Below are 26838 nucleotides of genomic sequence, written 5' to 3'. Positions count from 1 at the left end.
TTAATTTTAAATTCAGAGTATCAATGGCTTAAAGATTAAATTAACATTAATAAATCTGATTTATTTTTTCTTTCTTAAAACGCTGATAAGTATATCTTTGCATTATGTTTCAGATAGGAAAAACCATAGTTTCAGAAGAGATCATCAATAATGATTTTGTGTGTAATCTTTCAGCCTGTAAAGGGGCCTGTTGTGTAGACGGTGATGCCGGTGCTCCAATAGAACCTGAAGAGACTGAGATAATGGAAAAGATTTACCCTAAGGTAAAACCCTATTTAAGGGAAAAAGGCATTAAGGCCATAGAAGAGCAGGGGACCTATATCACCACTGAAAACGGAGAGCTGGAGACACCGCTTATAGACGGGGCCGACTGCGCCTATGTGACCTTCGATGAAAAAGGAACCGCTCTCTGCGGAATAGAAGAAGCTTACAACAAGGGAGAAATAGACTTCAAAAAGCCCGTTTCCTGCCATCTGTATCCGGTTAGGACCGAAGACTACTCAGAATTTTCAGCTGTGAACTACCACCGCTGGCAGATTTGTGATGATGCCTGCAGCCTTGGCGCTGAACTTCAGGTTCCCGTCTACAAGTTCACCAAAGAAGCCCTTATCAGAAAATACGGGGAAGACTGGTATAAAGAGCTAGAAAAGGTTGCCGAAAAACTGAAAAACAAGCAAAGTCTTTAATCTCTTTTTAATTTCCTCCTATTAAATTCATTTTCTCCGGAAAATTCCGGATGCCTGCTTGTGTAAAAAACTGAATCAGGATCTCCCGAACTATTTTAACATATTTCTTCTGGCCCTGCAATGATTACAAAATTTAGTCTCGTCGGGGCCTTATAAACAAAGCGAACAGGGCTTAAAAAAGCCCCTTTTGGCACAGCCTTATTTTATTCAATCAAATCCTCCAAAAGCTCTTATTAACAGAATATAACAATCTGTAATTCAATTAATTAAAATCTTTTTTAAAGCCTCGTACGCGAAAACGTTAATATTTTCGTGTTGAAAACTTTGTTGAAAACGTTTAGACCACATTCTTTCATTGTTTCTATCATTTTACAATATTTGTTAAGGAAACATTAAAAAACCACAACCAACTAAAAATATACCTTAATGGCATCACAGGAACCAATTCTTCAGGAAAACAAAGACAGATTTGTGATTTTCCCGATCAAACACCACGACATCTGGGATTGGTACAAAAAAATGGAGGCGAGTTTCTGGACTGCCGAAGAGATCGATCTTCACCAGGATTTACACGACTGGAACAACAAACTGAATGCCGACGAGCGATACTTCATTAAACACATCCTCGCTTTCTTTGCGGCATCAGACGGGATCGTAAATGAGAACCTTGCGGAGAACTTTGTTAACGAAGTTCAGTATTCTGAAGCCAAATTCTTTTACGGCTTCCAGATAATGATGGAAAACATCCATTCTGAAACCTATTCTTTGCTCATAGACACTTATGTGAAAGATGAGAAGGAAAAGGACAAGCTGTTCAAAGCGATAGAGGTATTCCCTGCCATTAAGAAAAAAGCAGATTGGGCATTAAAATGGATAGAAAGCGACTCCTTTGCCGAGCGCCTTATAGCCTTCGCTGCTGTAGAAGGGATCTTCTTCTCCGGAGCCTTCTGTTCTATTTTCTGGCTCAAGAAGCGCGGACTTATGCCCGGACTTACTTTTTCCAACGAACTGATCTCCCGGGACGAAGGCGTACACTGTGACTTTGCAGTCCATCTTCATAACAACCACCTGGTGAACAAGGTTCCGAAAGAACGGATCAGAGAGATCATTGTAGAAGCTCTTAATATCGAAAGAGAATTCGTTACCGAATCTCTTCCGGTAAGTCTTATAGGAATGAATGCCAAGCTGATGACCCAGTACCTGGAATTTGTGACCGACAGGTTGCTGATGGAACTGGAATGCGAAAAAGAATACGGTGTTTCCAATCCGTTCGATTTTATGGATATGATCAACCTGCAGGGTAAGACCAATTTCTTTGAGAAAAGAGTTGGCGAATACCAAAAGGCAGGAGTAATGAATAAAGACAAAGATTCTGATAAGATCAGCTTTGATGCTGATTTTTAAACCTCAGCACGCCACGACCCCCAACGTGGCGTAGTTGAGATTTTAACCTGATAGATCACCCCCCGGTTTTTCATCCTTTTTTCTATAGAGGCCCGGGTATACTATACCAAAATTTAAAATTCTTCCCCCAGGGGAGCCTTATAACCAATATTAAAATTGTAGCCTATGTATGTAGTTAAGAGAGACGGACATAAGGAGCCCGTTATGTTCGATAAGATCACCGCACGGGTCAAGAAACTTTGCTATGGCCTCAATGAACTGGTGGATCCGGTGAAAGTGGCAATGCGCGTTATTGAAGGGCTTTACGACAATGTAAGCACCAGTGAACTCGATAACCTGGCGGCAGAGATCGCAGCAACGATGACGACCTCTCACCCCGATTATGCCAAGCTGGCGGCAAGAATTTCGGTTTCTAACCTGCATAAGAACACCAAAAAGACTTTCTCTGAGGTGATGACTGATCTTTACGAATACGTTAATCCGCGTACCGAAGAGAAGGCACCACTCCTGGCCGATGAAGTCTATGAGGTGATTATGAAGCACAAGGAGAGACTGGATTCCCATATTATTTACAACCGCGATTTTGGCTACGATTATTTCGGTTTTAAGACCCTGGAGCGCTCTTATCTATTGAAGCTAAACGGAAAAATAGCCGAAAGACCACAGCATATGCTGATGCGGGTTTCCATAGGGATACACCTGGACGATATCGAATCGGCCATCGAGACCTATGAGCTGATGTCAAAGAAATATTTCACCCACGCTACGCCAACCCTGTTCAATTCGGGGACGCCAAAACCGCAGATGTCTTCCTGCTTCCTGCTTACTATGAAGGATGACAGCATCGACGGGATTTACGATACCTTAAAACAAACCGCAAAGATCTCCCAGTCGGCCGGCGGGATAGGCCTTTCTATCCACAACGTTCGCGCAACGGGATCCTATATTTCGGGCACTAACGGGACCTCCAACGGTATTGTCCCCATGTTGCGGGTTTTCAATGACACCGCCCGTTATGTGGACCAGGGCGGCGGGAAGAGAAAAGGTTCCTTTGCAATGTATGTGGAACCCTGGCACGCCGATGTTTTCGACTTCCTGGACCTTAAGAAGAACCACGGAAAAGAGGAAATGCGTGCCCGTGACCTGTTCTACGCGATGTGGATCCCCGATCTCTTTATGAAGCGCGTTGAGGAGAACGGAGACTGGACATTAATGTGCCCGCACGAATGTCCGGGACTGTATGATATACACGGCGAGGAATTCGAGAAACTATACGAAGCATATGAGGCTGAAGGTAAAGGCCGCAGAAGTGTTAAGGCCAGGGAACTCTGGGAAAAGATACTCGAATCTCAAATAGAGACCGGAACGCCTTATATGCTTTACAAAGATTCGGCTAACAGGAAGTCGAATCAGCAAAACCTCGGGACTATCCGCTCTTCCAATCTCTGTACCGAGATCCTGGAATACACCAGTGAAGACGAGGTAGCCGTTTGTAATCTGGCTTCCATCGCCCTGCCAATGTTCATTAAGAACGGCGAATTTGATCATAAAGAACTATTCAAGATCACTAAAAGGGTGACCAAAAACCTCAACAAGGTCATAGACCGCAATTACTACCCGGTAAAAGAAGCTGAGAATTCCAATATGCGCCACCGCCCCGTTGGGCTTGGCGTGCAGGGACTCGCCGATACCTTTATCAGGCTCAGAATGCCTTTTACCAGTGATGAAGCCAAAAAACTGAACCAGGAGATCTTCGAGACCCTTTATTTCGCAGCGGTAACAGCATCTATGGAAATGGCCAAAGAAGAAGGTCCCTATTCTACTTATAAAGGCTCCCCGATGAGTAAAGGAGAGTTTCAGTATAATCTCTGGGGGATTAAAGATGAAGACCTCAGCGGCCGCTGGGACTGGGCAAAACTGCGCAGCCAGGTTATGAAGAACGGGGTTAGGAATTCGCTCCTGGTAGCCCCAATGCCGACTGCTTCAACTTCACAGATCCTTGGCAACAACGAGGCTTTTGAGCCTTATACTTCAAATATCTATACGCGCCGCGTGCTTTCAGGAGAGTTCATAGTCGTGAACAAACACCTGCTGGAAGACCTGGTAGAGCGTAACCTCTGGACAGATGAAGTGAAGAACGCAATTATGCGAAATAACGGCTCGGTTCAGGATATCGACATCATCCCTCAGGACCTGAAAGACCTCTACAAAACGGTTTGGGAGATGAGTATGAAAGACATCATAGATATGTCCCGCCACCGCGGCTATTTTATCGACCAGTCGCAGTCGCTCAACCTGTTTATGGAGAACGCCAATTACAGCAAGCTTACTTCTATGCATTTTTATGCCTGGAAAAGCGGTCTTAAGACGGGAATGTATTACCTGAGAACTAAAAGCGCCGTAGATGCCATCAAATTCACCCTTGAGAAAGAGAGCAAAAAAGAACCCGTAAAGACCGAAGTTGCCACAAAAGCGGCAGAAACCATGCAAAGTGAGACTCCTTTGGCCACGGCCGAAGAAGGTGCGCTTTCACCCGAAGAACTGCGTGCCATTATCGCGCAGTCTAAGGAGAGTGAAGGCGACGACTGTCTGATGTGCGGTTCATAAATAAGAGTTTATAAATCCTGCTGACCTGATTTTTTAGCCAGGGCCGGCGGGATTTTTTTCCAACAAAGGCCACCCGCCCCGGTGGTTTTTGTATTTTTGGGCGTTGCCCTTCGGGCCGGGCTTTCGCGGCTCGCTTCCAAAAGCCGAAAAGCCTTTTGGAGAGCTCAGACAGCCGCTCGATCCCTAACGCAAAACTGAAACCTATGATGAACTGGGAACAACTCCTCTCCTTAAAGAGGTTTGGAGATACCAATAAAAGACTCCGAAAAGAACAGAACGAAACCCGTCTTGGTTTTGAAGTGGATTACGACCGCATCATCTTCTCCTCGGCTTTCAGAAGCCTGCAGGATAAGACGCAGGTAATCCCGCTTTCCAAAACCGATTTTGTGCATACTCGGCTTACCCACAGTCTCGAGGTTTCTGTTGTTGGCCGTTCCCTGGGGAGATTAACAGGGCAAAAGATCCTTGAGAAACACCCCCACCTGGAGACCATTCACGGCTACAAAATGAACGATTTCGGGGCTATAGTGGCCGCTGCCGCCCTGGCCCACGATATCGGGAACCCGCCATTCGGGCACTCGGGAGAAAAGGCCATAGGAGAATATTTCAGTCACGGCAACGGGCAAAGGTTCAAAGCCAAGCTTTCAGATAAAGAATACCAGGACCTCGTGAAATTCGAGGGTAATGCGAACGGCTTCAAGATCCTTACCGAGAACCGGCCGGGAATAAGCGGCGGGCTTCGGCTTTCTTATGCCACCCTTGGAGCTTTTATGAAATATCCCAAGGAGTCCCTGCCTCACAAACCCACAAGGAACATTGCCGATAAAAAATTCGGATTCTTCCAGAGCGAAAGGGAGATCTTCAGCGATGTGGCCGAAGAACTGGGGCTTATCAAAACCAGGGAAGGGAAAGACCTGAGCTATTCAAGGCACCCGCTGGCCTTCCTTGTTGAAGCCGCCGATGATATCTGTTACACCATTATAGATTTTGAAGACGGGATCAACCTGGGTCTAATTGATGAAGATTATGCCCTGGAATACCTGATAAAGCTTGTAAAAGACAGCATCAACACCAAGAAATACAACTCCCTTCAGAGTACAGCACACAGGTTAAGCTACCTGCGTGCCCTGGCCATAAACACCCTTATTTCTGAGGCTGCAGAGATCTTCCTGAAGAATGAGGAAGCCATCCTGGCCGGTGAATTTCACCAGTCGCTTTTCGATAAAAGCAAATATGAAGCACAGATAACGGATATTATCAAGTTAAGTGTAGAGCGAATTTATCAGAGTGAAGAAGTGATCAATAAGGAGATTGCGGGTTATAAAATGCTTTCGCATTTACTGGACACCTATACACAGGCCTTTCTTCCGGAAGAGGGACAGGAAGACTCCAATTACCACAAACTCGTATTGAAATCGGCCCCTGAACTGGATAGCCAAGGCTCGGTTTATGAAACATTGCTTCGCATATGCTCCTATACCGCTTCCTTAACAGACGGGATCACGGTAGCTTCGTTCAAAAAATATAAAGGATTAAGCCTGTAACTAAAATTCGTAGACCACACCAACCCCAAGCATTTGCTTGAACTGGACTTTTGGACCAAAGGTTTCCAGTTCGCCATCGCCGTTAGTGTCTTCCTTATATTTCACATCATCGTCATAACGTAGATGTGAGCCTACATTGGCTTTAATGAAATCGTTTACCTTCAGGTCTACATTCAGCTGCCAGTCAACATCCACATTCCCGAACTTGTTCAAATAATCTGAATAAAGGCTCAGCTGATTATTGAGGTTAACATTCTCAAAGACCTGTTTGCTAAACCCGCTGGTTACCAGAAATCCGAATTCCGTACGCACGTTTTCCCCTTCGGTAACAATATTCCCCTCTTCATCCTTTTCGGCCGGGGTTACCCCGAACATCCCTTCATTAGCAAGTCGCTGGTCAAGGACAAAGGTAGATTTCTGAGTGACCGGAGACACGTAAACATTCAGTTCTTCCACATTAAGCTCTTCGCTAGGCGCCGAATATTCGCTTCCTATTCCTAAAAACATATAGCCGGGAGCCATAAACTTGGAGATAGGCTTATCGGTCTCCGGATATTTATAACCATTGGTGAACTGCGTGTTAAAGTTGAATTTAGCCGAATAATACCAGTTGGAAACCGAATCCCTCCGATACCCGAACGAAGAACTCAGTCTTAACTCATCCTCCGTCTTTCTCACTTCACGACCTTCCTGGGCATTGAGGCCATATCTAATGTTCACTCCATTCTTCCAGTTGGTGAGCTTACGTTTAAAGTTTCTTTTGAAATCGGCGTGGATAAGTCCGGAAACCGAATTATTCCCCCCGGCATTCCAGTTCACAAAGGCAACCTCACTTAGGTTAAGACCCACTGCATTTTTTTCGGTCCAGTAGACCACAACGGTATCTGCCGCAGTAGAATCTGTGGCGGCTGATGTTGTATCCACAACGGCGGCAGAGGTCGAGTCTACAACAGTTAAGATGGAATCTTTAAGGCTTCGGAAATCGCTTTTCGCGGCATATATATTGACAGAAAGTAAAAAGAAAAGTAGGGCAAATAGTCTGATTTTCATTTTTAGATTTAGATTGTACGGATTTAAAGTTTCGGATTTTACAAAATTAGAGTTTTTTAAGCATTGATTTTAAGACAGTCTCTATATTTTCAACGTTAATTCCTGCGATTTCTTGTAATTGATCGATATTTCCTTGCTCAATAAAGCTATCGGGAATTCCCAACCGGGCAATTTCCTTAAAATAATGATGCTCAGACGCAAATTCGGTAACCGCACTTCCGAACCCGCCTTTTAAAACTCCGTCCTCTACAGTAAGAATAATTTTGAACTTTTGAAAAATTTCGTGCAACAATTTCTCATCCAAAGGTTTAACGAAACGCATATCAAAATGGGCAATTTTACCCTGGTCACCTATCCCTGTTATCGCTGCCGAAACATTTTGTGCCATATTACCTATACTCAGCACTGCGATCTCTCTACCTTCCCTAATGCATTTTCCTTTCCCTATTTCTGTTTCTTCAAAAGGAACCTTCCAGTCTGCCAACTCTCCTCTCCCTCTTGGATAACGAATAGCCAGAGGCGATTCCAGGCCTTTCTGGGCTGTATAGAGCAGCTGCCTTAGTTCGACCTCATTAGCAGGCGCAGCGATCATCATGTTGGGTATACACCTCAAATAAGCAATATCGAAAACCCCGTGATGGGTAGCACCATCTTCGCCAACCAGCCCCGCACGGTCCAGGCAGAAGATCACCGGCAGTTTTTGCAGAGCCACATCGTGGATAAGCTGATCATAAGCCCTTTGTAAAAATGTGGAATAAATAGCACAGAAAACCGTGAAACCCTGGGTGGCCATCCCGGCTGAGAGGGTTACCGCGTGCTGCTCGGCGATCCCCACATCAAAAGCCCTCTCCGGAAAAGCCTGCATCATATATTTCAGGGAACTTCCCGTGGGCATAGCGGGAGTGATCCCGATGATTTTTTCATTCATTTCGGCCAGCTCCACGAGAGTGAGCCCAAATACATCCTGATATTTCAGGGGCAAGCCTTCGGTATCATAAGACAGCAATTCGCCGGTATCGGGCTCAAACTTCCCCGGGGCGTGGTATTTCACCTGGTCCTCTTCAGCTTTCTTCAGTCCTTTGCCTTTGGTGGTGATCACGTGAAGGAATTTAGGGCCTTTGATCTTTTTAAGCTTCCTGAACATCTTCAGCAACCCATCTATATCGTGGCCGTCAACTGGACCAAAATACCTGAAATTCAGCGCTTCAATTATATTATCCTGAGCCGGCTTATGCCCAACGCGGGCTTTGGTGAGATACTGTTTCAGAGCCCCTACACTCGGATCTATTCCTATGGCGTTATCGTTAAGCACCACCAGTAAATTGGCATCGGTCACCCCGGCGTGGTTCAGGCCTTCAAAGGCCATCCCACTGGCAATAGAAGCATCTCCTATCACGGCGATATGTTGTTTTGCGAAATCTCCTTTTAAAGCAGAAGCTATGGCCATCCCAAGAGCGGCAGAAACAGAGGTAGAGGAGTGCCCCGTCCCAAAGGTGTCATATTCACTCTCCGTGCGTTTCGGAAATCCACTGATGCCCCCAAAGCGCCTGTTGGTGTCAAAAACATCCCTGCGTCCCGTAAGGATCTTATGCCCGTAAGCCTGATGCCCCACATCCCAGACCAATAGATCCTTCGGGGTGTTAAAGACATAATGCAGTGCAATGGTGAGCTCCACCACTCCAAGACTGGCTCCAAGATGCCCCTCTTTACTGGCAACGATATCTATGATGAATTTCCGCAATTCCGAAGCGAGACCGGGAAGGTCTTCCGGAGACAGTTTCCTGAGGTCCAGCGGCGAATTGATTTTTTTTAGAAGTCCTGACATTTGCACAAAGTTACATTATGAAATTGTATTTATCCCAAGCAATTATAGCCCGGCTGATTTATAATTTTTATCTTTCGGTATAACTAAAAGTTTTCCCTATGCTTAAGCCTTTTGACGACGAATATTTTATGAGGAAAGCCCTTGAGGAGGCTGAAAAGGCTTTTGAAAAGGGAGAGATCCCTGTGGGCGTGGTCGTGGTGATAAACGACAAGATCATAGCCCGGGGGCACAATCTTACCGAAATGCTCAATGATGTGACCGCCCACGCCGAAATGCAGGCGATCACCGCGGCGGCAAACTTCCTGGGTGGTAAATACCTTACCAATTGCACGATGTATGTCACTTTAGAGCCCTGCCAGATGTGCGCCGGGGCATTATACTGGAGTCAGCTTTCCAAACTGGTCTTCGGAGCCTCAGACCCGCAAAGAGGCTATCGTGCCAATGGCGTTCAGCTCCACCCAAAAACAAAGGTGGTAAGCAAAGTGCTTGAAGAAGAAGCGGGGGAACTCTTAAAACGTTTCTTCATTGAAAAAAGGAATCTAAACTAAAAAAGCACCGCTTTCGCGATGCTTTCTGATATCAATTACAATCCTTTTATTGTTTTGCATCTGTAGCCTTCAACCTGTCCGGGATATCCCACATATCTTCGAGCTCCTCCAAAGATTTTCCTTTTGTTTCAGGAATGAACTTCGCCGTAAAGAATATGATGATCAGGATAAATGCCACAAAGATGAAGTATGGAAGCGAGCCGCTCCAGAAATCACTGTTATTCATTTCACTGTCCACCACAATCGGGAAGCTTTGAGATACCACGTAGTTGGCAGCCCATTGAGCCGCAACGGCAATAGACATCGCAATACTCCTGATGTTGTTAGGGAACATTTCTGAAAGCACTACCCATACCACAGGCCCCATAGACATTGCGAAAGCACCGATGAAGGTTAGAACTCCTATTAATGACACCAGCCCTACTTCGTTCATCATCAGGGAACCTCCCAGAAGAAGGAACCCAACGATCATCCCAACCGAACCTATATAGATCAATGGCTTTCTACCGAATTTATCTACGGTAGCCATCGCTACAAAGGTGAACACAAGGTTCACGGCGGCAAGCAGGATCTGCTGGGCAAGCACGTCTTCTTTCCCAAAGCCGAGAGCTTTTTCAAAGATATCGGCACCGTAGTAAAGCACAGCGTTAATACCTGTGAATTGTTGTAGTACAGAAAGCACTGTACCTATAACTATAATGGAAAAAACTCCTTTGGCGAAGATGTTGACCTTAGCCTTTTTCTCTTCTTTTTTAAGCGATTTTTCTATCTCCTGGATCTCTGTATTAGCAATCTCTTTCCCGTGAATTTTCACGAGAATATCCATTGCCTGTCCTTTAAGCCCCTTCATTGCAAGCCATCTAGGACTCTTCGGAACAAAGAAAAGCAGGATAAGAAAAGACAAGCTCGGTATAAGTTCAGACCAGAACATGAATCTCCATCCATCCTGTATATTTTCAGCTTCAGTAGCACTGTTACCTATAAAATAAGTTGCCAGGAAGACCACAAAGAAACCAATTACAATAGCGAGCTGATAGTAGCTCACTAGGGTTCCCCTGATCTTGGCAGGAGCGATCTCGGCGATGTAGGTTGGCGCATTCATAGAGGCAAGTCCAATTCCCAAACCACCAATAATCCGAAACATTACCAGCAATGAAACCGATTCAGGTAAAAAGGCGGGCAGCCCTGAACCCCAGGCAGAGATAGAAAACAAAATGGAAGATAAGATCAGGGAATTTTTTCTACCGGTAAAATTACTGATAGGCCCTGCTATAATGGCTCCAACAAAACATCCAAGCAGAGCACTCCCTACAACCCAGCCTTTCATAGCTGCGTCAAGATCGAAATACTGACTAAAATAATACTGAGAACCGTTAATTACGCCTGTGTCATAACCAAACAAAAGTCCACCCAGGGCAGAAACGATTGTAGTTAGAATTAAATATGTTTTTTTATGCATGGAAGTAAATTTTACAGCGGCTCAAGGTAATAAATATGCAAATAAAAAAGCCCTTCTCTGGCTTTAAATAAGTGAGTTTTCCTAAAAGCCTAGAGGGGAAAAACAGAATTTAAAGCATTTACATCCCTGCATTTTTAGGAAAAATTTTAGGCTTGGCTTTCAAAAATGTTATAGTTGGTTAAAAAATATTGACGCCAAAATATTTTTTTGAATCTTGGATAAAACTATGTGCCTTGACCAATAAAGGTTATCAAACATCGATTTATGCAAGAACAGATTATTACTAAGATTTTCAAAAATCAGCTTTTATATAGCGGTTTTTTCTTCCTGTCTCTTTTTCTAACAACTTCCTACAGTTTTGGACAAAACACAAATGAGGATAAAGAAATTTCCCACACTATATATGTCACGGCGAACACCGGACTTGACAAAAAATCGGTTTCCACAAGGATCCTTCAGCAAATAAACGAGGCTTCCCAGGAAGACAGGGATGCTTCGGTGGTACTAATTGGTAATATCACCCCAAAACAAGGCTACCCGAACGAAGGTGAAGGAAGAAAAGAAGTTGAAAATTATCTTTCTGAAAACCTGATGAAGCCACTGGAAGGTTTCAACGGCAACATCATATACAATCCGGGGGTGAATGAATGGAAGGCAAAAGGTCACGAAAGTATAGACGACCTTGAGTCCTTTCTTCAGGATAACAGCGATTCAGAATTCTGGCCGAGTGACGGCTGCCCGATAGAAGGGGAAAACCTTAGCGACAATGTAGAACTTGTAATGGTAGATTCGCAGTGGTTCCTGGAAGACTGGGATGAACACCCTTACATCAATAATAAATGCGATTACAAAACAAGGGAGCAGTTCTTCATAGAATTTAAAGATGAACTTAAGGACAACCAGGGAAAGATCATAATAGTTGCGGTACACCACCCTGTACTTAGTTCAACAAAACTCGGCTTCTTCAATAAGATCGCAGGATTTTCCAAGCAGTCTTATCAGAATCCGGCGCAGCAGGAGTTACGCGGAAGGCTTGAAACCCTTGCCAGCCAGTTCGAGGACGTGATCTTTGTTTCAGGGAACGACAGGAACCTTCAGTTTCTTGAGGACGACGGAATTCCGCAGATCATAAGCGGGGCTTCAGCAAAAACCCAAAGAGCAAAGGCCGATGAAGAGAGTCATTTCGCCTCTACAAAACAGGGCTTTGCAAAGCTAACTATCTATAAAGATCAAAGCTCCAAGGTGGATTTTTACGAATCTACTCCTTCCGGCCCTGAGCACCTCTTCAGTAAAATAATAAAGAGGGAACGCGCAAAAATGGAGGATGTAAGCTATAAAAGCAAGGAAGATTTTGGCAGCACCTACAAGGCTTCGGTTTACACCAAAGAAGAGACCGATAAAAGCGGACTTTATAAAAGCCTGTGGGGGGACCATTACCGTGATATCTACAGCCGGGACATCGAAGTGCCGGTACTATTCCTGGATACGCTGCCCGGCAGTCCTCACGCCATTTCTGAAGGCGGGGGGCACCAGTCCAGATCACTCAGGATAATTGATGATGACGAACACGAATATACCCTGAGAGAAATAAGAAAAAGCGCCGTGCGCTTCATTCAATCCAGCATAAAAGAACATTATGTTGAAGACTATATTCAGAATACGGTAGCTGAACGCATTGTTCAGGATTTCTATACCACAGCACATCCTTATGCACCTTTTGCCGTAAACGATCTTTCTACAAGCCTTGGTGTCTTACACGCCAATCCTAAGCTCTATTACGTGCCTAAACAAAAGAATCTTCGTATTTACAACGAAGATTATGGGGACAAACTTTATATGCTCGAGGAACACGTGGGAGACGAGAACAAGGAATTTGAAACCTTCGGTTCTCCCGATGATATTCTAAGTACTGCAGACCTGCTTCTGGAGCTCAGGGAGACAAAAAAATCTTACGTAGACGAGCCTGAATATATCAAGGCGCGACTTTTCGATATGCTGATCGGGGACTGGGACCGTCACGAAGACCAGTGGAGATGGGCAGAATATGAAGAGGATAATGATTACAAAAGGTATGAACCCATTCCAAGGGACAGGGACCAGGCTTTTCCAAAATATGACGGACCCATTATAGATCTGCTTCAGCTCGGAATGCCGGAAATGAGGGCTATGCAGTCCTATGACGAGGAAATTAAGGATGCTAAATGGCTTAACACCGCCGCATATCCCTTAGATAAAGCCTTTATCAAGTCTTCAGACTGGGATGAATGGGAAAAGCAGGTGAAGTTCATTCAGAAGAACCTGACCGATGAGGAAATAGACGCCGCATTTGCAGCCCTCCCTAAAGACACCCAGGACGAAAGCTTTGTGCACATACGCAAAACACTGAAAGGCAGAAGGGACAACCTTATGAATATTGCCCGCAAGTATTACGATTACCTTATGAAGTTTGATGTAATCACCGGGACCGAAGAAGATGACGAGTTCCTGATCACCAGAAAAGATAACGGCATCACCAATATTAAGATGAAAGGCGGAGACGATTCAGAATTCGAAAGAGATTATACTTCAGAAAACACCAAAGAGATCTGGATCTACGGTCTTGACGGAGACGACAAATTCAAGATCGAAGGAGACGGGAACAACCTGATAAAACTTAAAGTTATGGGTGGTGAAGAACACGATATCTATGATTTTGAGAATAAACGGCAGGCGAAGCTTTACGATTACAAAAGCAAGGACAACACCATAAAAGGACATCCTAAAAAATTCCTGACAGATTCCTATGACATCAACAATTATGCGCTACGGAAGAAAAAATATTCAAAAAACGTATTCCTTCCGAGTATAGGCTTCGATCCTGATGCAGGCTTCAAAGTTGGGCTTAAAGACACCTATACCACTTACGGACTGGTGAAGAATCCGTTTACGGCCCAGCACACCTTTGGCGCTAATTTTTATTTCGCGACCACAGGGATCTCTCTGGAATATTACGGAGAGTTCGCTCATATCTTCTATAACTGGAACTTCGGGATAAACGCAAGATACACCAGCCCTAATTATACCTTAAACTATTTTGGCACCGGAAACGATTCTTCTTACGACCCCAATGAAGTTGATATGGATTTTAATCGGGTAAGAATTCAGCAATGGCGGGTTGCTCCTTCCCTTATATGGCGAAATGACCGTGGAAGCAGCTTCTACATTAAACCTATGCTAGAGTCTCTTGAAGTAGCTTACGACCAGAATGAATTTGCAGGACAGACCCTGGGAGAGGATAACGATGTGTTTGAAAGTCAGCTTTACGGAGGGGGAGAAATTAATTACAGTTACGAGAATCGTGACAATCCAGCCTTTCCAAGCCGTGGTCTGGACTTTAATTTAACCACCGGATACAAGACCAACATTGATGATCACGAAAACCAGTTTGCTTATCTAAAACCCTCCCTTGCCATAGATTATCCGCTTCACCCGAGCGGGCTAGTGGTTTTGGCCACTAAGATTGGAAGTGAGTTTATCTTTGGAGATGATTATGAGTTCTATCATGCGGCCACACTTGGAGGGAATCACAGCCTTCGAGGATACCGTGACCAGCGATTCAACGGGAAGACCTCGTTCTTCCAGAGTACCGATCTTAGGTTTGGTATAACCAAGTTCAGGACCAATTTCATCCCGATAAGAATGGGAGGAAGCCTTGGGTTCGACTATGGCCGGGTATGGACAGATAATGATGATTCCAACGACTGGCATACAGATTACGGAGGCTCTGTGTTCATTAACGGCTTCAATGCCCTTACCGCCAATTTTGGTTACTATGTAGGTGAAGATGACAACCGCTTTATGTTCAGCCTTGGGTTTAACTTCTAAAAGATCTCAAAACCAGAATATTAAAAGCCGGATCAGTTGCTGATCCGGCTTTTTTCTAATCAAAATTTAATCAAATAAATCCCTAAAATCTGCTAATCTACTCTTATATAAATACAATTTGAGTTCCTTCCTGATCTGCCTGATTATAGAAATCTCCTATGGTTAAGATTCCGTCAAGATCTTCAATCAGGTCTTCATCCTTAAGATGAAACATATCTACTGCCAGTTTACAGCCCCATAACTTTACTCCCGAAGCCGACAGGATCTCAAGGAATTCGTCTACCGGAGGCATATCCAGTTTATCCATTTCTTTTTTCATCATCTTGGTTGCAAAAGCTTCCATTCCCGGCAGCCCTCCCACCATAGTCGGGATGTGCATCGCCGGATTTCCTACGGTAGCTACGTGCAGTTTGTTCAGCTTTTTCTTCTGAATTGCTTCCAAACCGAAGAACGTAAAGAAGATCTCGGCTTCTATGCCTTCCATTCTGGCTCCGTTAGCCATAATAAAGGCGGCGTATACATTTTCGATGCTTGCCTTAGACAGGATAAATAGCATCTTTTTCACTTTAGACTTGCTCATAACCGAAATTTTTAAAAGGTTAGATACAGCTTTTGGGTTTTGGAACCCCGGCTATTTTAGTTGATACTTTTAAAGGTCCGCCAGGAAAAAGCTTATAAAATTCCTTTATGTCTAGAACTCCGCTTTTTTTAATGCCCCTGATAGACAATGGCTTTTCAGCTTTTACCTGTTCCTGCAACCATTCTACAACCTCCCAGTGACGAGGGGTCATTTCGATACCTTCATTCTTTGCTATTTGCTCCCCAACTTCTTTATTCCATTGAGAAAAATCGGTTAAATAGCCTTCTTCGTTCACATTTACTTTTATGCGTGCAAATTGAGTTTCCATAATATTTATTTTTTATGATTAGTTAAGATTCTTTCCTTTTAAGCTCATGTTTCTGCCCACAAACGGGATCGGGATCCCTTTAAGCAGCATATTCCAATAGATCCATCTAAAGGCAAGTTTCCCCCAGTGGTTGAAAACGCTTTCCTGAAGCAGTTTCATCGGGCCAATTTTGGCAAACGGGAAAGTACCTTCCACGGGTTCCTGTTTATAGTTGAAATCGATCAATAAGGCTTTATTCTTACCTGTTTCAATAAAGCAGTTGGCGTGACCATCAAACTCCTTTTTTAGTGGCTTGTTCTGAATATAAAGCAGAATATTGTCGGTTAAGGTCTCTGCCTCAAAGTGAGCAACAGAACCTGCTTTAGAAGCCGGTACATTGGTAGCATCCCCTATCACAAATACATTTTCATATTCTTTAGACTGAAGTGTATTAGGGTCTGTAGGCACAAAGTTAAGATCGTCTCCCATTCCGGAACGGGCTATAAGATCGTCTCCCATATTGGTAGGAATGGTCACCAGCAGATCGTAATCGATCTCTTTTTCTCCATAATCAATGATCTTGTTCCTTTCATTATCCACCTTTTCAATGGCGAAATCGGTTTCCAGTTTCACTCGTTTTTCCTTCAGCAGGTAACCGAGTTTAGCCGAGCTCCTTTCTTTTGTGAAAGCGCCGGAAAGCGGGGTAACGTAGGTAATATCCACTTTATCCCGCATTCCCTTTTTATCGAAATATGAATCGGCTAAGAACGTAAACTCTAGGGGCGCTACCGGGCATTTAATAGGCATTTCGGTTAGATGCACCACCAGTTTACCGCCTTCCCATTCTCTTAATTTATTTCGAAGAGCCAGCGCTCCTTCGTAAGTATAAAAATCAAAAACATTCTTATGCCAGTTCTTGCCTTTCATTCCTTCAATCTCTTCGGGAGCGATCTTAGAACCGGTCGCAATGATCAGAATATCATAATCCAGGTCACGATCTTCCAGTTTTACTCTTTTCTCTTCAGGGAAGATCTGGTCAATTTTCTTCTGTACATAATTGACCCCTTTTGGAATAAACTTTTTCCCAACTTTCTTTACCTGCTCTTCGGTATAGATATCAAAAGGAAGAAATAAAAATCCGGGTTGATAATAATGGGTTTTAAATTGATCTACTATAGTTATATTCCAGTCAGCCTTCTTTAATTTCGGCCTTAGGTGATTCGCCATCATTGTACCTGCGGTACCGGCTCCAAGGATTACTAAATTTTTCATGATAGTCATTTTAAGAATCTGATATAAAGGTACAACAAGGGCATTATCCAACATGTAACAAATGTTACAATAAGTCAAAAATTATTTAATTTTTATTGCATTATTTTCATTTAAATTGAATTTTAATTACTTTTAAATGATTTATATTGAATAATTCGTAATTCATAAAATTGATATAAACAATGACCAAAATCAGTTTTTGCTAAACTTTTTGAAATAAAAAAACCGGATCGAAGGATCCGGTTTTATAACATTAAAATACAAACGGTCAATTGGCGTCCTTGTAATCGAATTTCTGTCCGCCTACTGAAATTTCAATCATAGCCCCTGCCTTAGGCATTGTCACTATGGCTCTTCCATTATTAAATTCAACGCTTTTAGCCTCTCCCTGTTCAATAACCACAGCCGAAGCATTTCCTGAAAGCCTGTAATTTCCTTCTTTGAACCGTTCCAGTTCACTGTTGGTCTGGAAAAGAATGGCCTGCCTGAAAGCCTGGCCTCCTATCTGAAGACCTATATCTACCTGGCGTAGTTCAGCGAATCCCTGTACGCCACCTTTTTCGAAAAGCACTCCGTTCCCTGCGGCACCCCCAAGAATATAGGCTCCTTTCCCAACATTCGGGAAGATCACATACCCCGCAGACTTATCGAATAGTTCTGCAAGATCAGGACTGTGTTCAATGAAGGCTGCTTTAGCCTTTTTAGCATCGCTTATAAGTTCTGCTTTCTCATCCTGGTCTACCACATTTTCCTGTTTCTCGTTGGCCCCGTCATCGGTTTGAGCGATCAGATCTCCGGTAAATACAAAAAGGAGGAGCAGCAGGAAATAACTGTAAAATTTGATCTCAATATTTCTCATAATTTCAGGTTTTTAAGTTTGTCTTACTAAGATAAAACACAAGCTCCGGGAGAACTGTTAAGCCTCTGTTATTTTACCTTGTCTTAGTGACTTACGCCTGAAATTCTCTTCAAAAATTACCTGAAAAGGTCTGTTTTTACCCGCTTTTCAATCCCGGTTATGGGGAAATTCCACAGTTTTTGTGTGGAATGTAATTGTAAATCCCTGCAGGTCTAAACAAAAGACAGCTTAAGAACACACATAACCCCTTGAAAATGCTGCTCTTAGCTAAAAACCCACAGATTATGCTCCAATTTGGTTAATTGAGGTAAGGATTTTGGATAATACAGGAAAACCAAATCTGAACATGGATTTCAACACGAAATTGATTCTGAACATAATAGAGGCTTTATGCTTTGTGCCTTTCTTATATATGCTAACCCAGTATATCTTTAAGAAACTGGCAGAAAAGCACGACTTTTTTTCTATAAAGCTTATGAACAGGCTGTTCTTTTACCACCTGTTCTTCGGCGCGGTATACTATACCTATGCCCTGTTCAATCCGTCAGATTCCAAGAGGTACTTTAGGGTCCCGGATGAAACCTCACACAGCTGGTCCCATTTCTTTGAAACCGGAACACATTTTATCGACTTTGTATCGTATCCGTTCATCAAATACCTCGGTTTTACTTATGAGATGATGATGCTGATGTTCACCTGGGTAGGATTCCTTGGTTTTGTATATGCCTACTTATTCTTTAAGGAAAATATATCATTCAAGATCAACGTATTTAAAAGGATAGATTTGCTTACGCTTATTCTTTTCCTTCCAAATATGCACTTCTGGACCTCCTCTTTGGGTAAAGGTGCTCCCATTTTTCTTGGCCTGATGATGTTTGCCTACGCCATCACCAAGCCTGAGAAAAGACTAATAAGCCTGGTTGCTGGATCTCTGCTGGTATTCAGTATACGCCCTCACATCTTCCTGCTGATGGCCGTTGGTGCTCTGGTGGGGCTAATGCTTTGCCGACACAGCATTAGCTGGCAAAAGAAGATGACCTTTTTCGGGGTTATTGCCGTTATTTTACTGATCTTTCAGAAACAGATACTTTCGGTGGTACACCTTAATAATTCTACTAACCTTATCGCCGATTTTGTTGAATTTACCAGCAACCGGGCAGAAAAACTTGACAATGCAGGTTCCGGAGTTAATATGACCGATTATTCTTTAGCAGGGAAGTTCTTTACCTTCTGGTTCAGGCCTTTGTTCTTTGATGCACCCGGTATCCTCGGAATAATAGTGTCTATAGAAAACCTTATTTACCTGTTGCTTTTCGGAAAGATCTTTAAGATCAGTTTTCTGAAATTCCTTAAAAAGGCGCCAGCACACGTTAAAATGAGTCTTGCACTTTTCCTCCTGACTTCATTTGCAATGACTTTTGTAATGTCTAATCTGGGGATTATTATGAGGCAAAAATCGATGATTATGTACTTCCTTTTCTTTGTGATCTATTACTTTTTAGCCGAAGAAAAAGGACTTACCATTAAGATGAACACCAACAGGCATCAGCCAGAAAGGCTTAAAAACGCTGCTTAACTCTTATAAACACTAAACTACTGAAGTGCCCGGTAATTATAAGACCGGGCATTTTTATTAATAGCCTTTCTTATGTACATTTCAGCGCTTAAATGAAGATTGTTATGAAGTTCATTCAAATAAAACCTGTTTTCCTGATACTGAGTTTAATTCTCCTTATTAGCTGTAAGCATAACACTGACAAACAGGAGAACCAGGAACCTCAGCAAAAGAAAGAACTCCAAAAAGAACAGCTTCTTAAAAAGAAACCAGAAGAAATTAAAGTTCCTGAGGGGATGGTGTGGGTTTCCGGCGTTCGTTTTACAATGGGAGCCAAAGAAACCGATGAACTGGCCAAACCTGCAGAAAAGCCGGCACATCCTGTGGCAGTAGACGGTTTTTTTATCGATAAGACCGAAGTTACCAATGCCGAATTCAGGGAGTTTGTGGATGCTACCGGTTATGTTACAGTTGCTGAACGACCAATAGATTGGGAGGAGATGAAAAAGCAGGTGCCAGCCGGCACTCCAAAGCCCCACGACAGTCTTTTACAACCCGGATCGCTTATTTTCAGAAAAGAACTGGAGAAAGTGGCCAATCTTGATAATTACACCCAGTGGTGGGAATGGAAGATCGGTGCAAACTGGAGACATCCCGAGGGGCCGGGAAGCTCTATAAAGGGAAAGGATAACTTCCCCGTAGTACATATTTCTTATGAAGATGCCGTAGCTTATTGCGACTGGGCCAATCGCAGGCTCCCAACCGAAGCCGAGTGGGAAGCGGCAGCAAAAGGAAAAATGCACGGTGGCATTTATACCTGGGAAGGTAATGCTGATAAAATAGTAGATAACGCAAATACCTGGCAGGGTGAATTTCCTGTGGAAAACAATCCGGAAGATGGATTTAAATATGTAGCCCCGGTAAGGTCCTTTCCACCCAACGATCTTGGAATTTACGATATGTCAGGTAATGTCTGGGAACTTACAAAAGACTGGTTTAATATCGATTTTTACAAAAAGGCCCTGGCTATGGGAGAGCTTGTGAATCCGCAAGGAGCCGGGAAACCATTCAATCCGGAAAACCCTTACCAGCCTGAAAAGGTAATGAAAGGCGGCTCTTTTTTATGCCACAAATCTTATTGTGCCAGTTACCGCATTTCGGCACGGATGGGAATGACCCTGGATTCAGGTTCAGATCACGTAGGCTTCAGGACAGTGGCCACGCCCGAAATGTTGAAAAAGTAATATCCTCTTAATAACCGAAATCCGGACTGGGAGGTGCAATTTGTACTGTGCTGCCCCATTCCAAAGGTTCGTTTTCAACAGATGTATCTAGAGTTGTTCTGGCGGTAATTAAGTAGACAATGAACCCTACTGCAGCTAAAAATAAGGCTTTTGATAAGTAACCCATTAGTTTGATACGGGAATCAAGATCCGATGCTTCCTGCATCCCTGGCCCGTAATGTGAATTTTTCATTCATACTGATTTTAGACACTCCCTGAAAGAATGCCCTGATTAGTTTTCAGTTTAAATCACATAAGTAGGTTATGCCCGCAAGATACCAAACACAAGCGTATCAAACATTTATATCATAAAAAGCTATTCACAGAGATATTAACAATCTTTGATCCCGGCCTGAATAAACCTGTCCTCCGGATATTAACAGAATTGAGGCCGGCAGGTTTTCCCGCTGCATGGATGAAAGACTCAAAAAAACATGATATATTGGATTTTATTGGCATAAACTGCCGTAGGTGTAAGGAGCAATTTGATCTTTACCTCAGGGGATCAGAAGAATTAAATGCAACTAACCTATTGCAGTGAAGACAGCTTTAACCTGTTGGTATATACCTGCAGATTCTTAATGGATAACGGTCCAGATGTAGAATTAAATCTAAATTTATGAGGCAGACTTTAATTGCATTTCTATTAAAAATAAATGAGTTTCTGGTCCAGAAGTTCAAGGACTATAACCACAAATTACCTTATATCATTCTTGTTATAATAGCCCTTTTTGTGGTTGGGGCCAGCATCAATATTTTTATTGAGCTAACCGAAACCTTGAAAACCGAGATGCTTGCCAATATAGATACACAGATAACCGACCTGGTTATCTCCTATCGCACCCCGGCACTTACCAAGTATTTTATTTTTATGACCGAAGTAGGTGACTTTTACGGCTATGTGGTTGTAGTGAGTATATATTTCTTTGTTTCGTGGCTAATCTTTAAGAGAAGAAGATATGTGCTTCAGACTACCCTGGTTCTAATTCTCGCTTCAATATCCAATATGATACTGAAAAGATTCATAGACAGAGCCAGACCGGGAATAGAGCATATGGTATCGGTTGAAACCTTAAGCTATCCCAGTGGCCACGCTATGAGCGCAATGGCCTTTTACGGATTCCTGATCTATTTATGCACTATCTTTAAAATCAGCAAGCTTCTGAAGTTCTGTCTAATCTTTCTTCTAAGCTTTATTATCATGAGCATTGGGCTTAGCAGGATCTATCTGGGTGTTCATTTCCCTTCAGATATAGCAGGAGGATATATCGCCGGACTTATTTGGGTGGTATTCTGTGTTCTTATTCTCAATTTGATCGAGATCTTCAGAACAGATTCGAGTGTTTAAAAATTTTACCCTTAAAGGGAATGGCCCTTGACAACAGGATCTGGCCAAAAAAGTTACAGGAACACCGCCAAATCATAAGTATTTAAAAAAAGCCCTGCTAATACAGGGCTTTTTCCAGTAGCCTCGCCAGGAATCGAACCTGGATCTAAAGTTTAGGAAACTTCTATTCTATCCGTTGAACTACGAGGCCCCTTAAGGGCAACAAAAATAATAATGTTTTTCGGAATAATTTAATCTGCGTTTCAAAATCTTGAGGCCGGTCAAAAACCGAATTTCATATCCAAAAAAGAAAGCTTATCTTGGATTAAAAATATACCCAACAATGAAATTATTATCACTTAGCTTCGGAATGGTATTATTGCTTTTCGCAAGTACCTGCAATAACAGCAGTTCACAGGAACCTCAGGAAGAGCTTATAGAAGTCACAGGGACCATTGAAGCAATAGGAATGACCAGTTTCCAGTACGGCACACACCTGCTTAAAAACGAAGAAGAAATGTACGCCCTTAAAAGTGACAAGCTCGATCTTAGCGCTTATGAAGGAAAAGAAGTAAAACTAACAGCCAAAAAGCTTGAAGGCTACCCGGTAGATGGTGGACCTGATTACCTGAACGTGATAGAGATTAAAGAATAGCTAAAACCACCATATAAATGAATAAAATTAAAATACTCGGCCTCCTTTTAATACTTGGCATAACCACAGCATTCGGGCAAAATCCCGGGGTGGCAAGTGAAGGCTTTGCCCACACATTCTCAATAGTGGCCAGAGACAGCCTGACCGGAAATATGGCTGTAGGGGTACAGAGTCACTGGTTCTCGGTAGGCTCTATAGTTTCCTGGGGAAAGTCGGGAGTTGGCGTGGTAGCCACCCAATCTTTTGTGAACCCCGCTTTTGGCCCTGACGGCCTTGAGCTTATGGAAAGAGGAAAAACGGCCAATGAAGCCCTGGAAGAACTCATAAGCCGGGATGAAGGGAGGGACTTCCGCCAGGTTGCCCTGCTCGATGACGAAGGAAATGTTTCGGCTTATACCGGGGAGAAATGTGTAGAAGCCGCACATCATATAACTGGTAAAAACTTTTCGGTTCAGGCAAATATGATGTTGAATGATAAAGTGGTCCCTGCAATGGCAGAGGCTTTTAAAAAGCATTCAGACCTTCCCCTTGCAGAACGCGTAGTGGAAGTAATGAAAGCCGCTCAGGATGCAGGAGGAGATATTCGGGGAAAGCAATCGGCAGCCCTTATTGTTGTTGGGCCTGAAAAAGTTGAAAATTCCTGGGAAGACAAAAAAACAGACCTTCGGGTAGACGATCACGAAACTCCGGTCCAGGAGCTTGAAAGACTGCTGAAGACCGCACGCGCCTATGAGCATATGAATAAAGGAGACCTGGCCGTGGAAGAGGGTGACATGAAAAAAGCCCTGGAAGAATACGGAGCAGCCGAAAAAATGTTCCCGGAAAACCTTGAAATGAAATACTGGAAGGCCGTGGCCCTTGCAAACAACGGGAAGGTAGATGAGGCCCTGCCGATATTTAAAAGTATATTCGCTAAAGACGACAACTGGCGTATCATGACGATGCGGTTACCGGCATCAGGCCTGCTCGAGGTTTCAGATGACGATCTGGAAAGAATAATTAATTAACTTAGTTCTTATAAACTTTAAATTATGAAAAAATATATACTGTCTTTGGCAATTACAGCAATATGCTCCACGGCCCTGGTTAGCTGTGAGGACAAGAAAAAAGAGGCAAGCCCGGCAGATGCCAAGGTAGAGACCAATACCAATCCTAAGACTACATCAAATCTGAACCCAGAACACGGGCAACCGGGACATCGTTGTGACATTCCTGTAGGCGCACCCCTGGACCAGGCTAAAGTTCAGCAAACCGAGACCTCTACCGGGGTTTCTCCGTTAATGCGGGAAGACTATAAACCAAAAACAAATCCGCCGCACGGCGAACCAGGTCACGATTGTTCTGTTCCCGTGGGAGCCGATCTTCCACAGGCTTAATCACACCAAATCAAATATAAAGCTGCCATATGGCGGCTTTTTTTATTCCAAATGCTAATAACATCACCAAACAAACTTCTAAATATCAATTCATTAAAAATTTGGCTTTATTTCATTCGGAAAACAACATAAGCCTGTTAATTTAAAATTTAATTATCTTGGCGTCCCCGGTAAAGTTTCGGGCCTAAAATGAATTTCAATTTTTAACTGCCGGAGCTATCCCGGTCAAAATTATCTATATGAATAAATATCTACTTATTGTCTTTTTTACGGTGCTTGGTCTAAGTCCCGGCTTTGCACAAAAAAGTGATCTTTCTGTAAAGAAAATAATGCAAGACCCGCAATGGGTGGGCACCTTTCCTGAAAATGTAAAATGGGGCATTCAAAGTGAGAATATCTATTTCGATTATAACCTGGAAAAAGATCCGGAAGATTCCCTTTACAAGATCAGTCTTAATACAACAGATAAGATCATAAAAGTAAGCCCTGAAGAGAAAAAATCCCTGATTCCAAATTCAGGAGACTTCAATGATGCCCGCTCTAAAAAGCTCTTTACCGAAAACGGGGAACTGATGATCTACGATATGAATTCGGAAAAAAGAAAAAGCCTGCTCAACCTGGGAGGAAATATTTCCAATCCCGAATTTATGGAAGATGAGGACAGGATCAGTTTTACCTTCAGAAACAATGCTTATATCTATAACCTTAAAAACGGAAGCATTCAAAAACTGACCAATATCCTGAAGGGCTCCGAAAAAGAGCAAAAAGAAAAAGAGCTTTCTGAAAAAGAAAAATTTCTTGAAGAGGAGAACCTTCAACTGCTTTCGGTTGTCAGGGAAAGAAAGGATAAAAAAGAAAGTACTAAAGCATATAAAGAGTCAGTGACAGGGAAAGAAGCCTTCAGCTTTTACCTAAATAAAAAGAGGTTAAGCGGGATGCAAATTTCCCCTAAAGGAGATTTTGTTACATTCAGACTTATCAAAAGCGAAAGAGGAAAATCTACCAATGTTCCTAATTATGTAGACGAATCGGGTTATACGGAAGATTTGCCTGCAAGAAGCAAAGTTGGTGAGAACAAGACAAGCCTGGAGCTTGCGATCTATAATATCAAAAACGACAGTGTTTATTTCATTAAAACTGATGAGCTTCCGGGCATCAAGGCCCTGCCGGATTATGTGAAAGATTACCCTGAAAAAGACTGGGAAGAGAAAGTTCGGGATGTGGTACCTTCAGGAGCAGTTTTCTCCGAAAATGGTGAAAAAGCGATTGTGAACCTTCGTTCTACTGACAATAAAGATCGATGGATCGCCGAGATAGATCTGCAAACAGGAAATTTAAAGACCCTGGACCACCAGCGAGATGAGGCCTGGCTTGCCGGACCCGGAGTTGGTTACACATACTGGGGCGGCGAAACACTTGGCTGGTTACCGGACAATAAACACATTTACTTCCAGAGCGAAGAAACCGGATATTCACACCTTTATTTGCTGAATGTTGAAAACGGAAAGAAAAAAGCCCTCACAGAAGGTGAATTTGAGGTTTATAAACCTCAACTTTCCAATAATAAAAAATCCTGGTACCTAACCACTTCAGAAGTAGGACCGGGAGAAAGACACTTTTACAGAATGCCGGTAATGGGCGGAAAAATGGAGAAGCTTACCCGGATGACGGGGAACAATGAGGTTTCACTTTCCCCGGATGAGAAGTATATGGCAATCAGACATTCCTTCAGCAATAAGCCCTGGGAACTTTATCTGAAAAAGACGAGCCCCGGAGCCGAGGCAAAACAATTAACCAGCGGGCAATCTGAAGCCTTTAGCAGCTATAACTGGAGAAATCCCGAATTGATCAAATTTGAAGCCCGTGACGGGGCTATGGTTCCGGCAAGATTATTCCTTCCGGAAAAAGAAGTGAAAAATGATGCCGCTGTTGTATTCGTACACGGCGCCGGCTATCTCCAGAATGCCCATAAATGGTGGTCTCGTTACTTCAGGGAATATATGTTCCATAACCTGCTTACCGATCTGGGGTATACAGTTATTGATATCGATTACCGTGGGAGTGCCGGTTATGGTCGCGACTGGAGAACCGGAATTTACCGACATATGGGTGGAAAAGATCTTACTGATCAGGTGGACGGAGTGAAATACCTTATCGAAAACCACAATATAGACCCTGAAAAAGTAGGAATATACGGAGGTAGTTATGGCGGATTCATTACCCTGATGGGAATGTTCACCAAAGCTGATACCTTTAAAGCCGGGGCAGCTTTAAGATCGGTTACCGACTGGGCGCACTATAACCACGGCTACACCTCGAACATCCTTAATGAACCGTCTCAAGACCCTATAGCCTACAGAAGATCTTCTCCTATCTATTTTGCCGAAGGACTCGAGGGAGACCTGCTGATAGCCCACGGAATGGTAGATGTGAATGTACATTTCCAGGATGTGGTAAGATTGGCCCAGCGGCTTATAGAACTTGGAAAGGAAGACTGGGAAATGGCGGTTTATCCTGTAGAAGATCACGGCTTTGTAGAGCCAAGCAGCTGGACCGATGAGTACAGGCGTATTCTTGAGCTTTTCAACCAAAGCCTTCTGGAAGAAAACAACGCAGAAGCTTCCAATCCTAATTAAT

General features: G+C 43.2%; 21 protein-coding genes and 1 tRNA gene. 13 read left to right on the top strand and 9 right to left on the bottom strand.

The window, feature by feature from the left end; genetic code table 11:
• Positions 1-104: 104 nt before the first annotated feature.
• The 4 genes from ACFQ3Q_RS02900 to ACFQ3Q_RS02885 all read left to right on the top strand — a co-directional run bounded on the left by ACFQ3Q_RS02900 (position 105) and on the right by ACFQ3Q_RS02885 (position 6241).
• Positions 105-686, top strand: coding sequence for a DUF3109 family protein (locus ACFQ3Q_RS02900; protein WP_380742732.1), 582 nt, complete (start codon positions 105-107; stop codon positions 684-686).
• A 426-nt stretch (positions 687-1112) separates the two neighbouring features.
• On the top strand, positions 1113-2090 hold the full coding sequence (locus ACFQ3Q_RS02895; RefSeq protein ID WP_380742730.1) for a ribonucleotide-diphosphate reductase subunit beta: 978 nt from the start codon (positions 1113-1115) through the stop codon (positions 2088-2090).
• 165 nt (positions 2091-2255) lie between these two features.
• Positions 2256-4697 (top strand): ribonucleoside-diphosphate reductase subunit alpha, encoded by a 2442-nt coding sequence (locus tag ACFQ3Q_RS02890; RefSeq protein ID WP_380742728.1) that lies wholly within the window; start codon positions 2256-2258, stop codon positions 4695-4697.
• 206 nt (positions 4698-4903) lie between these two features.
• A complete protein-coding gene (locus ACFQ3Q_RS02885; protein ID WP_380745578.1) occupies positions 4904-6241 on the top strand; it encodes a deoxyguanosinetriphosphate triphosphohydrolase in 1338 nt (445 codons plus the stop codon).
• Here the strand turns inward: ACFQ3Q_RS02885 and ACFQ3Q_RS02880 are convergent, their stop codons facing one another.
• Together ACFQ3Q_RS02880 and dxs are read right to left on the bottom strand one after the other, a co-directional pair.
• Positions 6242-7291 (bottom strand): DUF3078 domain-containing protein, encoded by a 1050-nt coding sequence (locus ACFQ3Q_RS02880; protein WP_380742727.1) that lies wholly within the window; start codon positions 7289-7291, stop codon positions 6242-6244. It lies immediately after the preceding gene.
• A 46-nt stretch (positions 7292-7337) separates the two neighbouring features.
• Positions 7338-9116, bottom strand: a complete 1779-nt coding sequence (gene dxs / locus ACFQ3Q_RS02875) for a 1-deoxy-D-xylulose-5-phosphate synthase (protein WP_380742725.1) — start codon at positions 9114-9116, stop codon at positions 7338-7340.
• Between the two features lie 98 nt (positions 9117-9214).
• On the opposite strand from dxs, the gene ACFQ3Q_RS02870 reads away from it, so the two are divergent.
• Positions 9215-9664 carry a nucleoside deaminase gene (locus ACFQ3Q_RS02870; RefSeq protein ID WP_380742723.1) on the top strand — a complete coding sequence of 150 codons (450 nt, stop codon included), beginning with the start codon at positions 9215-9217 and terminating at the stop codon, positions 9662-9664.
• Positions 9665-9710: 46 nt separating this feature from the next.
• Here the strand turns inward: ACFQ3Q_RS02870 and ACFQ3Q_RS02865 are convergent, their stop codons facing one another.
• Positions 9711-11123: a sugar porter family MFS transporter gene (locus tag ACFQ3Q_RS02865; RefSeq protein WP_380742722.1), complete on the bottom strand. Its 1413-nt coding sequence runs from the start codon at positions 11121-11123 to the stop codon at positions 9711-9713.
• 264 nt (positions 11124-11387) lie between these two features.
• Between ACFQ3Q_RS02865 and ACFQ3Q_RS02860 the strand changes: the two genes are divergently transcribed.
• Positions 11388-14987 carry a metallophosphatase gene (locus tag ACFQ3Q_RS02860; RefSeq protein WP_380742720.1) on the top strand — a complete coding sequence of 1200 codons (3600 nt, stop codon included), beginning with the start codon at positions 11388-11390 and terminating at the stop codon, positions 14985-14987.
• Positions 14988-15090: 103 nt separating this feature from the next.
• Here the strand turns inward: ACFQ3Q_RS02860 and ACFQ3Q_RS02855 are convergent, their stop codons facing one another.
• From ACFQ3Q_RS02855 to ACFQ3Q_RS02840, 4 genes are all read right to left on the bottom strand, one after another.
• Positions 15091-15567: a DsrE/DsrF/DrsH-like family protein gene (locus ACFQ3Q_RS02855; RefSeq protein WP_380742718.1), complete on the bottom strand. Its 477-nt coding sequence runs from the start codon at positions 15565-15567 to the stop codon at positions 15091-15093.
• A gap of 19 nt (positions 15568-15586) precedes the next feature.
• A complete protein-coding gene (locus tag ACFQ3Q_RS02850; protein ID WP_380742716.1) occupies positions 15587-15895 on the bottom strand; it encodes a TusE/DsrC/DsvC family sulfur relay protein in 309 nt (102 codons plus the stop codon).
• An 18-nt stretch (positions 15896-15913) separates the two neighbouring features.
• The gene (gene sqr, locus ACFQ3Q_RS02845) at positions 15914-17146 is read right to left on the bottom strand and encodes a type III sulfide quinone reductase, selenoprotein subtype (protein ID WP_380742714.1); all 1233 of its coding nucleotides are present in this window, start codon (positions 17144-17146) and stop codon (positions 15914-15916) included.
• A gap of 268 nt (positions 17147-17414) precedes the next feature.
• Positions 17415-18005, bottom strand: coding sequence for a lipid-binding SYLF domain-containing protein (locus ACFQ3Q_RS02840; protein ID WP_380742712.1), 591 nt, complete (start codon positions 18003-18005; stop codon positions 17415-17417).
• A gap of 346 nt (positions 18006-18351) precedes the next feature.
• On the opposite strand from ACFQ3Q_RS02840, the gene ACFQ3Q_RS02835 reads away from it, so the two are divergent.
• Together ACFQ3Q_RS02835 and ACFQ3Q_RS02830 are read left to right on the top strand one after the other, a co-directional pair.
• On the top strand, positions 18352-19581 hold the full coding sequence (locus ACFQ3Q_RS02835; protein WP_380742710.1) for a hypothetical protein: 1230 nt from the start codon (positions 18352-18354) through the stop codon (positions 19579-19581).
• A gap of 104 nt (positions 19582-19685) precedes the next feature.
• On the top strand, positions 19686-20804 hold the full coding sequence (locus ACFQ3Q_RS02830) for a formylglycine-generating enzyme family protein (RefSeq protein ID WP_380742708.1): 1119 nt from the start codon (positions 19686-19688) through the stop codon (positions 20802-20804).
• 7 nt (positions 20805-20811) lie between these two features.
• Here the strand turns inward: ACFQ3Q_RS02830 and ACFQ3Q_RS02825 are convergent, their stop codons facing one another.
• Entirely contained in the window at positions 20812-21036 is a 225-nt protein-coding gene (locus ACFQ3Q_RS02825; protein ID WP_380742707.1) for a hypothetical protein, read from the bottom strand.
• Positions 21037-21462: 426 nt separating this feature from the next.
• Between ACFQ3Q_RS02825 and ACFQ3Q_RS02820 the strand changes: the two genes are divergently transcribed.
• Positions 21463-22191 (top strand): phosphatase PAP2 family protein, encoded by a 729-nt coding sequence (locus ACFQ3Q_RS02820; protein ID WP_380742705.1) that lies wholly within the window; start codon positions 21463-21465, stop codon positions 22189-22191.
• Between the two features lie 118 nt (positions 22192-22309).
• Here ACFQ3Q_RS02820 and ACFQ3Q_RS02815 read toward each other — a convergent pair.
• A tRNA-Arg gene (locus tag ACFQ3Q_RS02815) sits at positions 22310-22381 on the bottom strand.
• A gap of 132 nt (positions 22382-22513) precedes the next feature.
• Between ACFQ3Q_RS02815 and ACFQ3Q_RS02810 the strand changes: the two genes are divergently transcribed.
• The 4 genes from ACFQ3Q_RS02810 to ACFQ3Q_RS02795 all read left to right on the top strand — a co-directional run bounded on the left by ACFQ3Q_RS02810 (position 22514) and on the right by ACFQ3Q_RS02795 (position 26837).
• Positions 22514-22825 carry a hypothetical protein gene (locus ACFQ3Q_RS02810; protein WP_380742703.1) on the top strand — a complete coding sequence of 104 codons (312 nt, stop codon included), beginning with the start codon at positions 22514-22516 and terminating at the stop codon, positions 22823-22825.
• A 17-nt stretch (positions 22826-22842) separates the two neighbouring features.
• A complete protein-coding gene (locus ACFQ3Q_RS02805) occupies positions 22843-23832 on the top strand; it encodes a DUF1028 domain-containing protein (protein ID WP_380742702.1) in 990 nt (329 codons plus the stop codon).
• Between the two features lie 24 nt (positions 23833-23856).
• Positions 23857-24201, top strand: a complete 345-nt coding sequence (locus ACFQ3Q_RS02800) for a hypothetical protein (protein ID WP_380742700.1) — start codon at positions 23857-23859, stop codon at positions 24199-24201.
• Positions 24202-24440: 239 nt separating this feature from the next.
• Positions 24441-26837: a S9 family peptidase gene (locus tag ACFQ3Q_RS02795; protein WP_380742699.1), complete on the top strand. Its 2397-nt coding sequence runs from the start codon at positions 24441-24443 to the stop codon at positions 26835-26837.
• The last annotated feature ends 1 nt before the right edge of the window (position 26838 follow it).

The organism is Salegentibacter chungangensis, assembly GCF_042678405.1.
In the GTDB taxonomy this organism is placed as follows: Bacteria; Bacteroidota; Bacteroidia; order Flavobacteriales; family Flavobacteriaceae; genus Salegentibacter_A; species Salegentibacter_A chungangensis.
The sequence above is the reverse complement of the archived record's forward strand: the minus strand, read 5'-3'. Positions and strand labels throughout refer to the sequence as shown.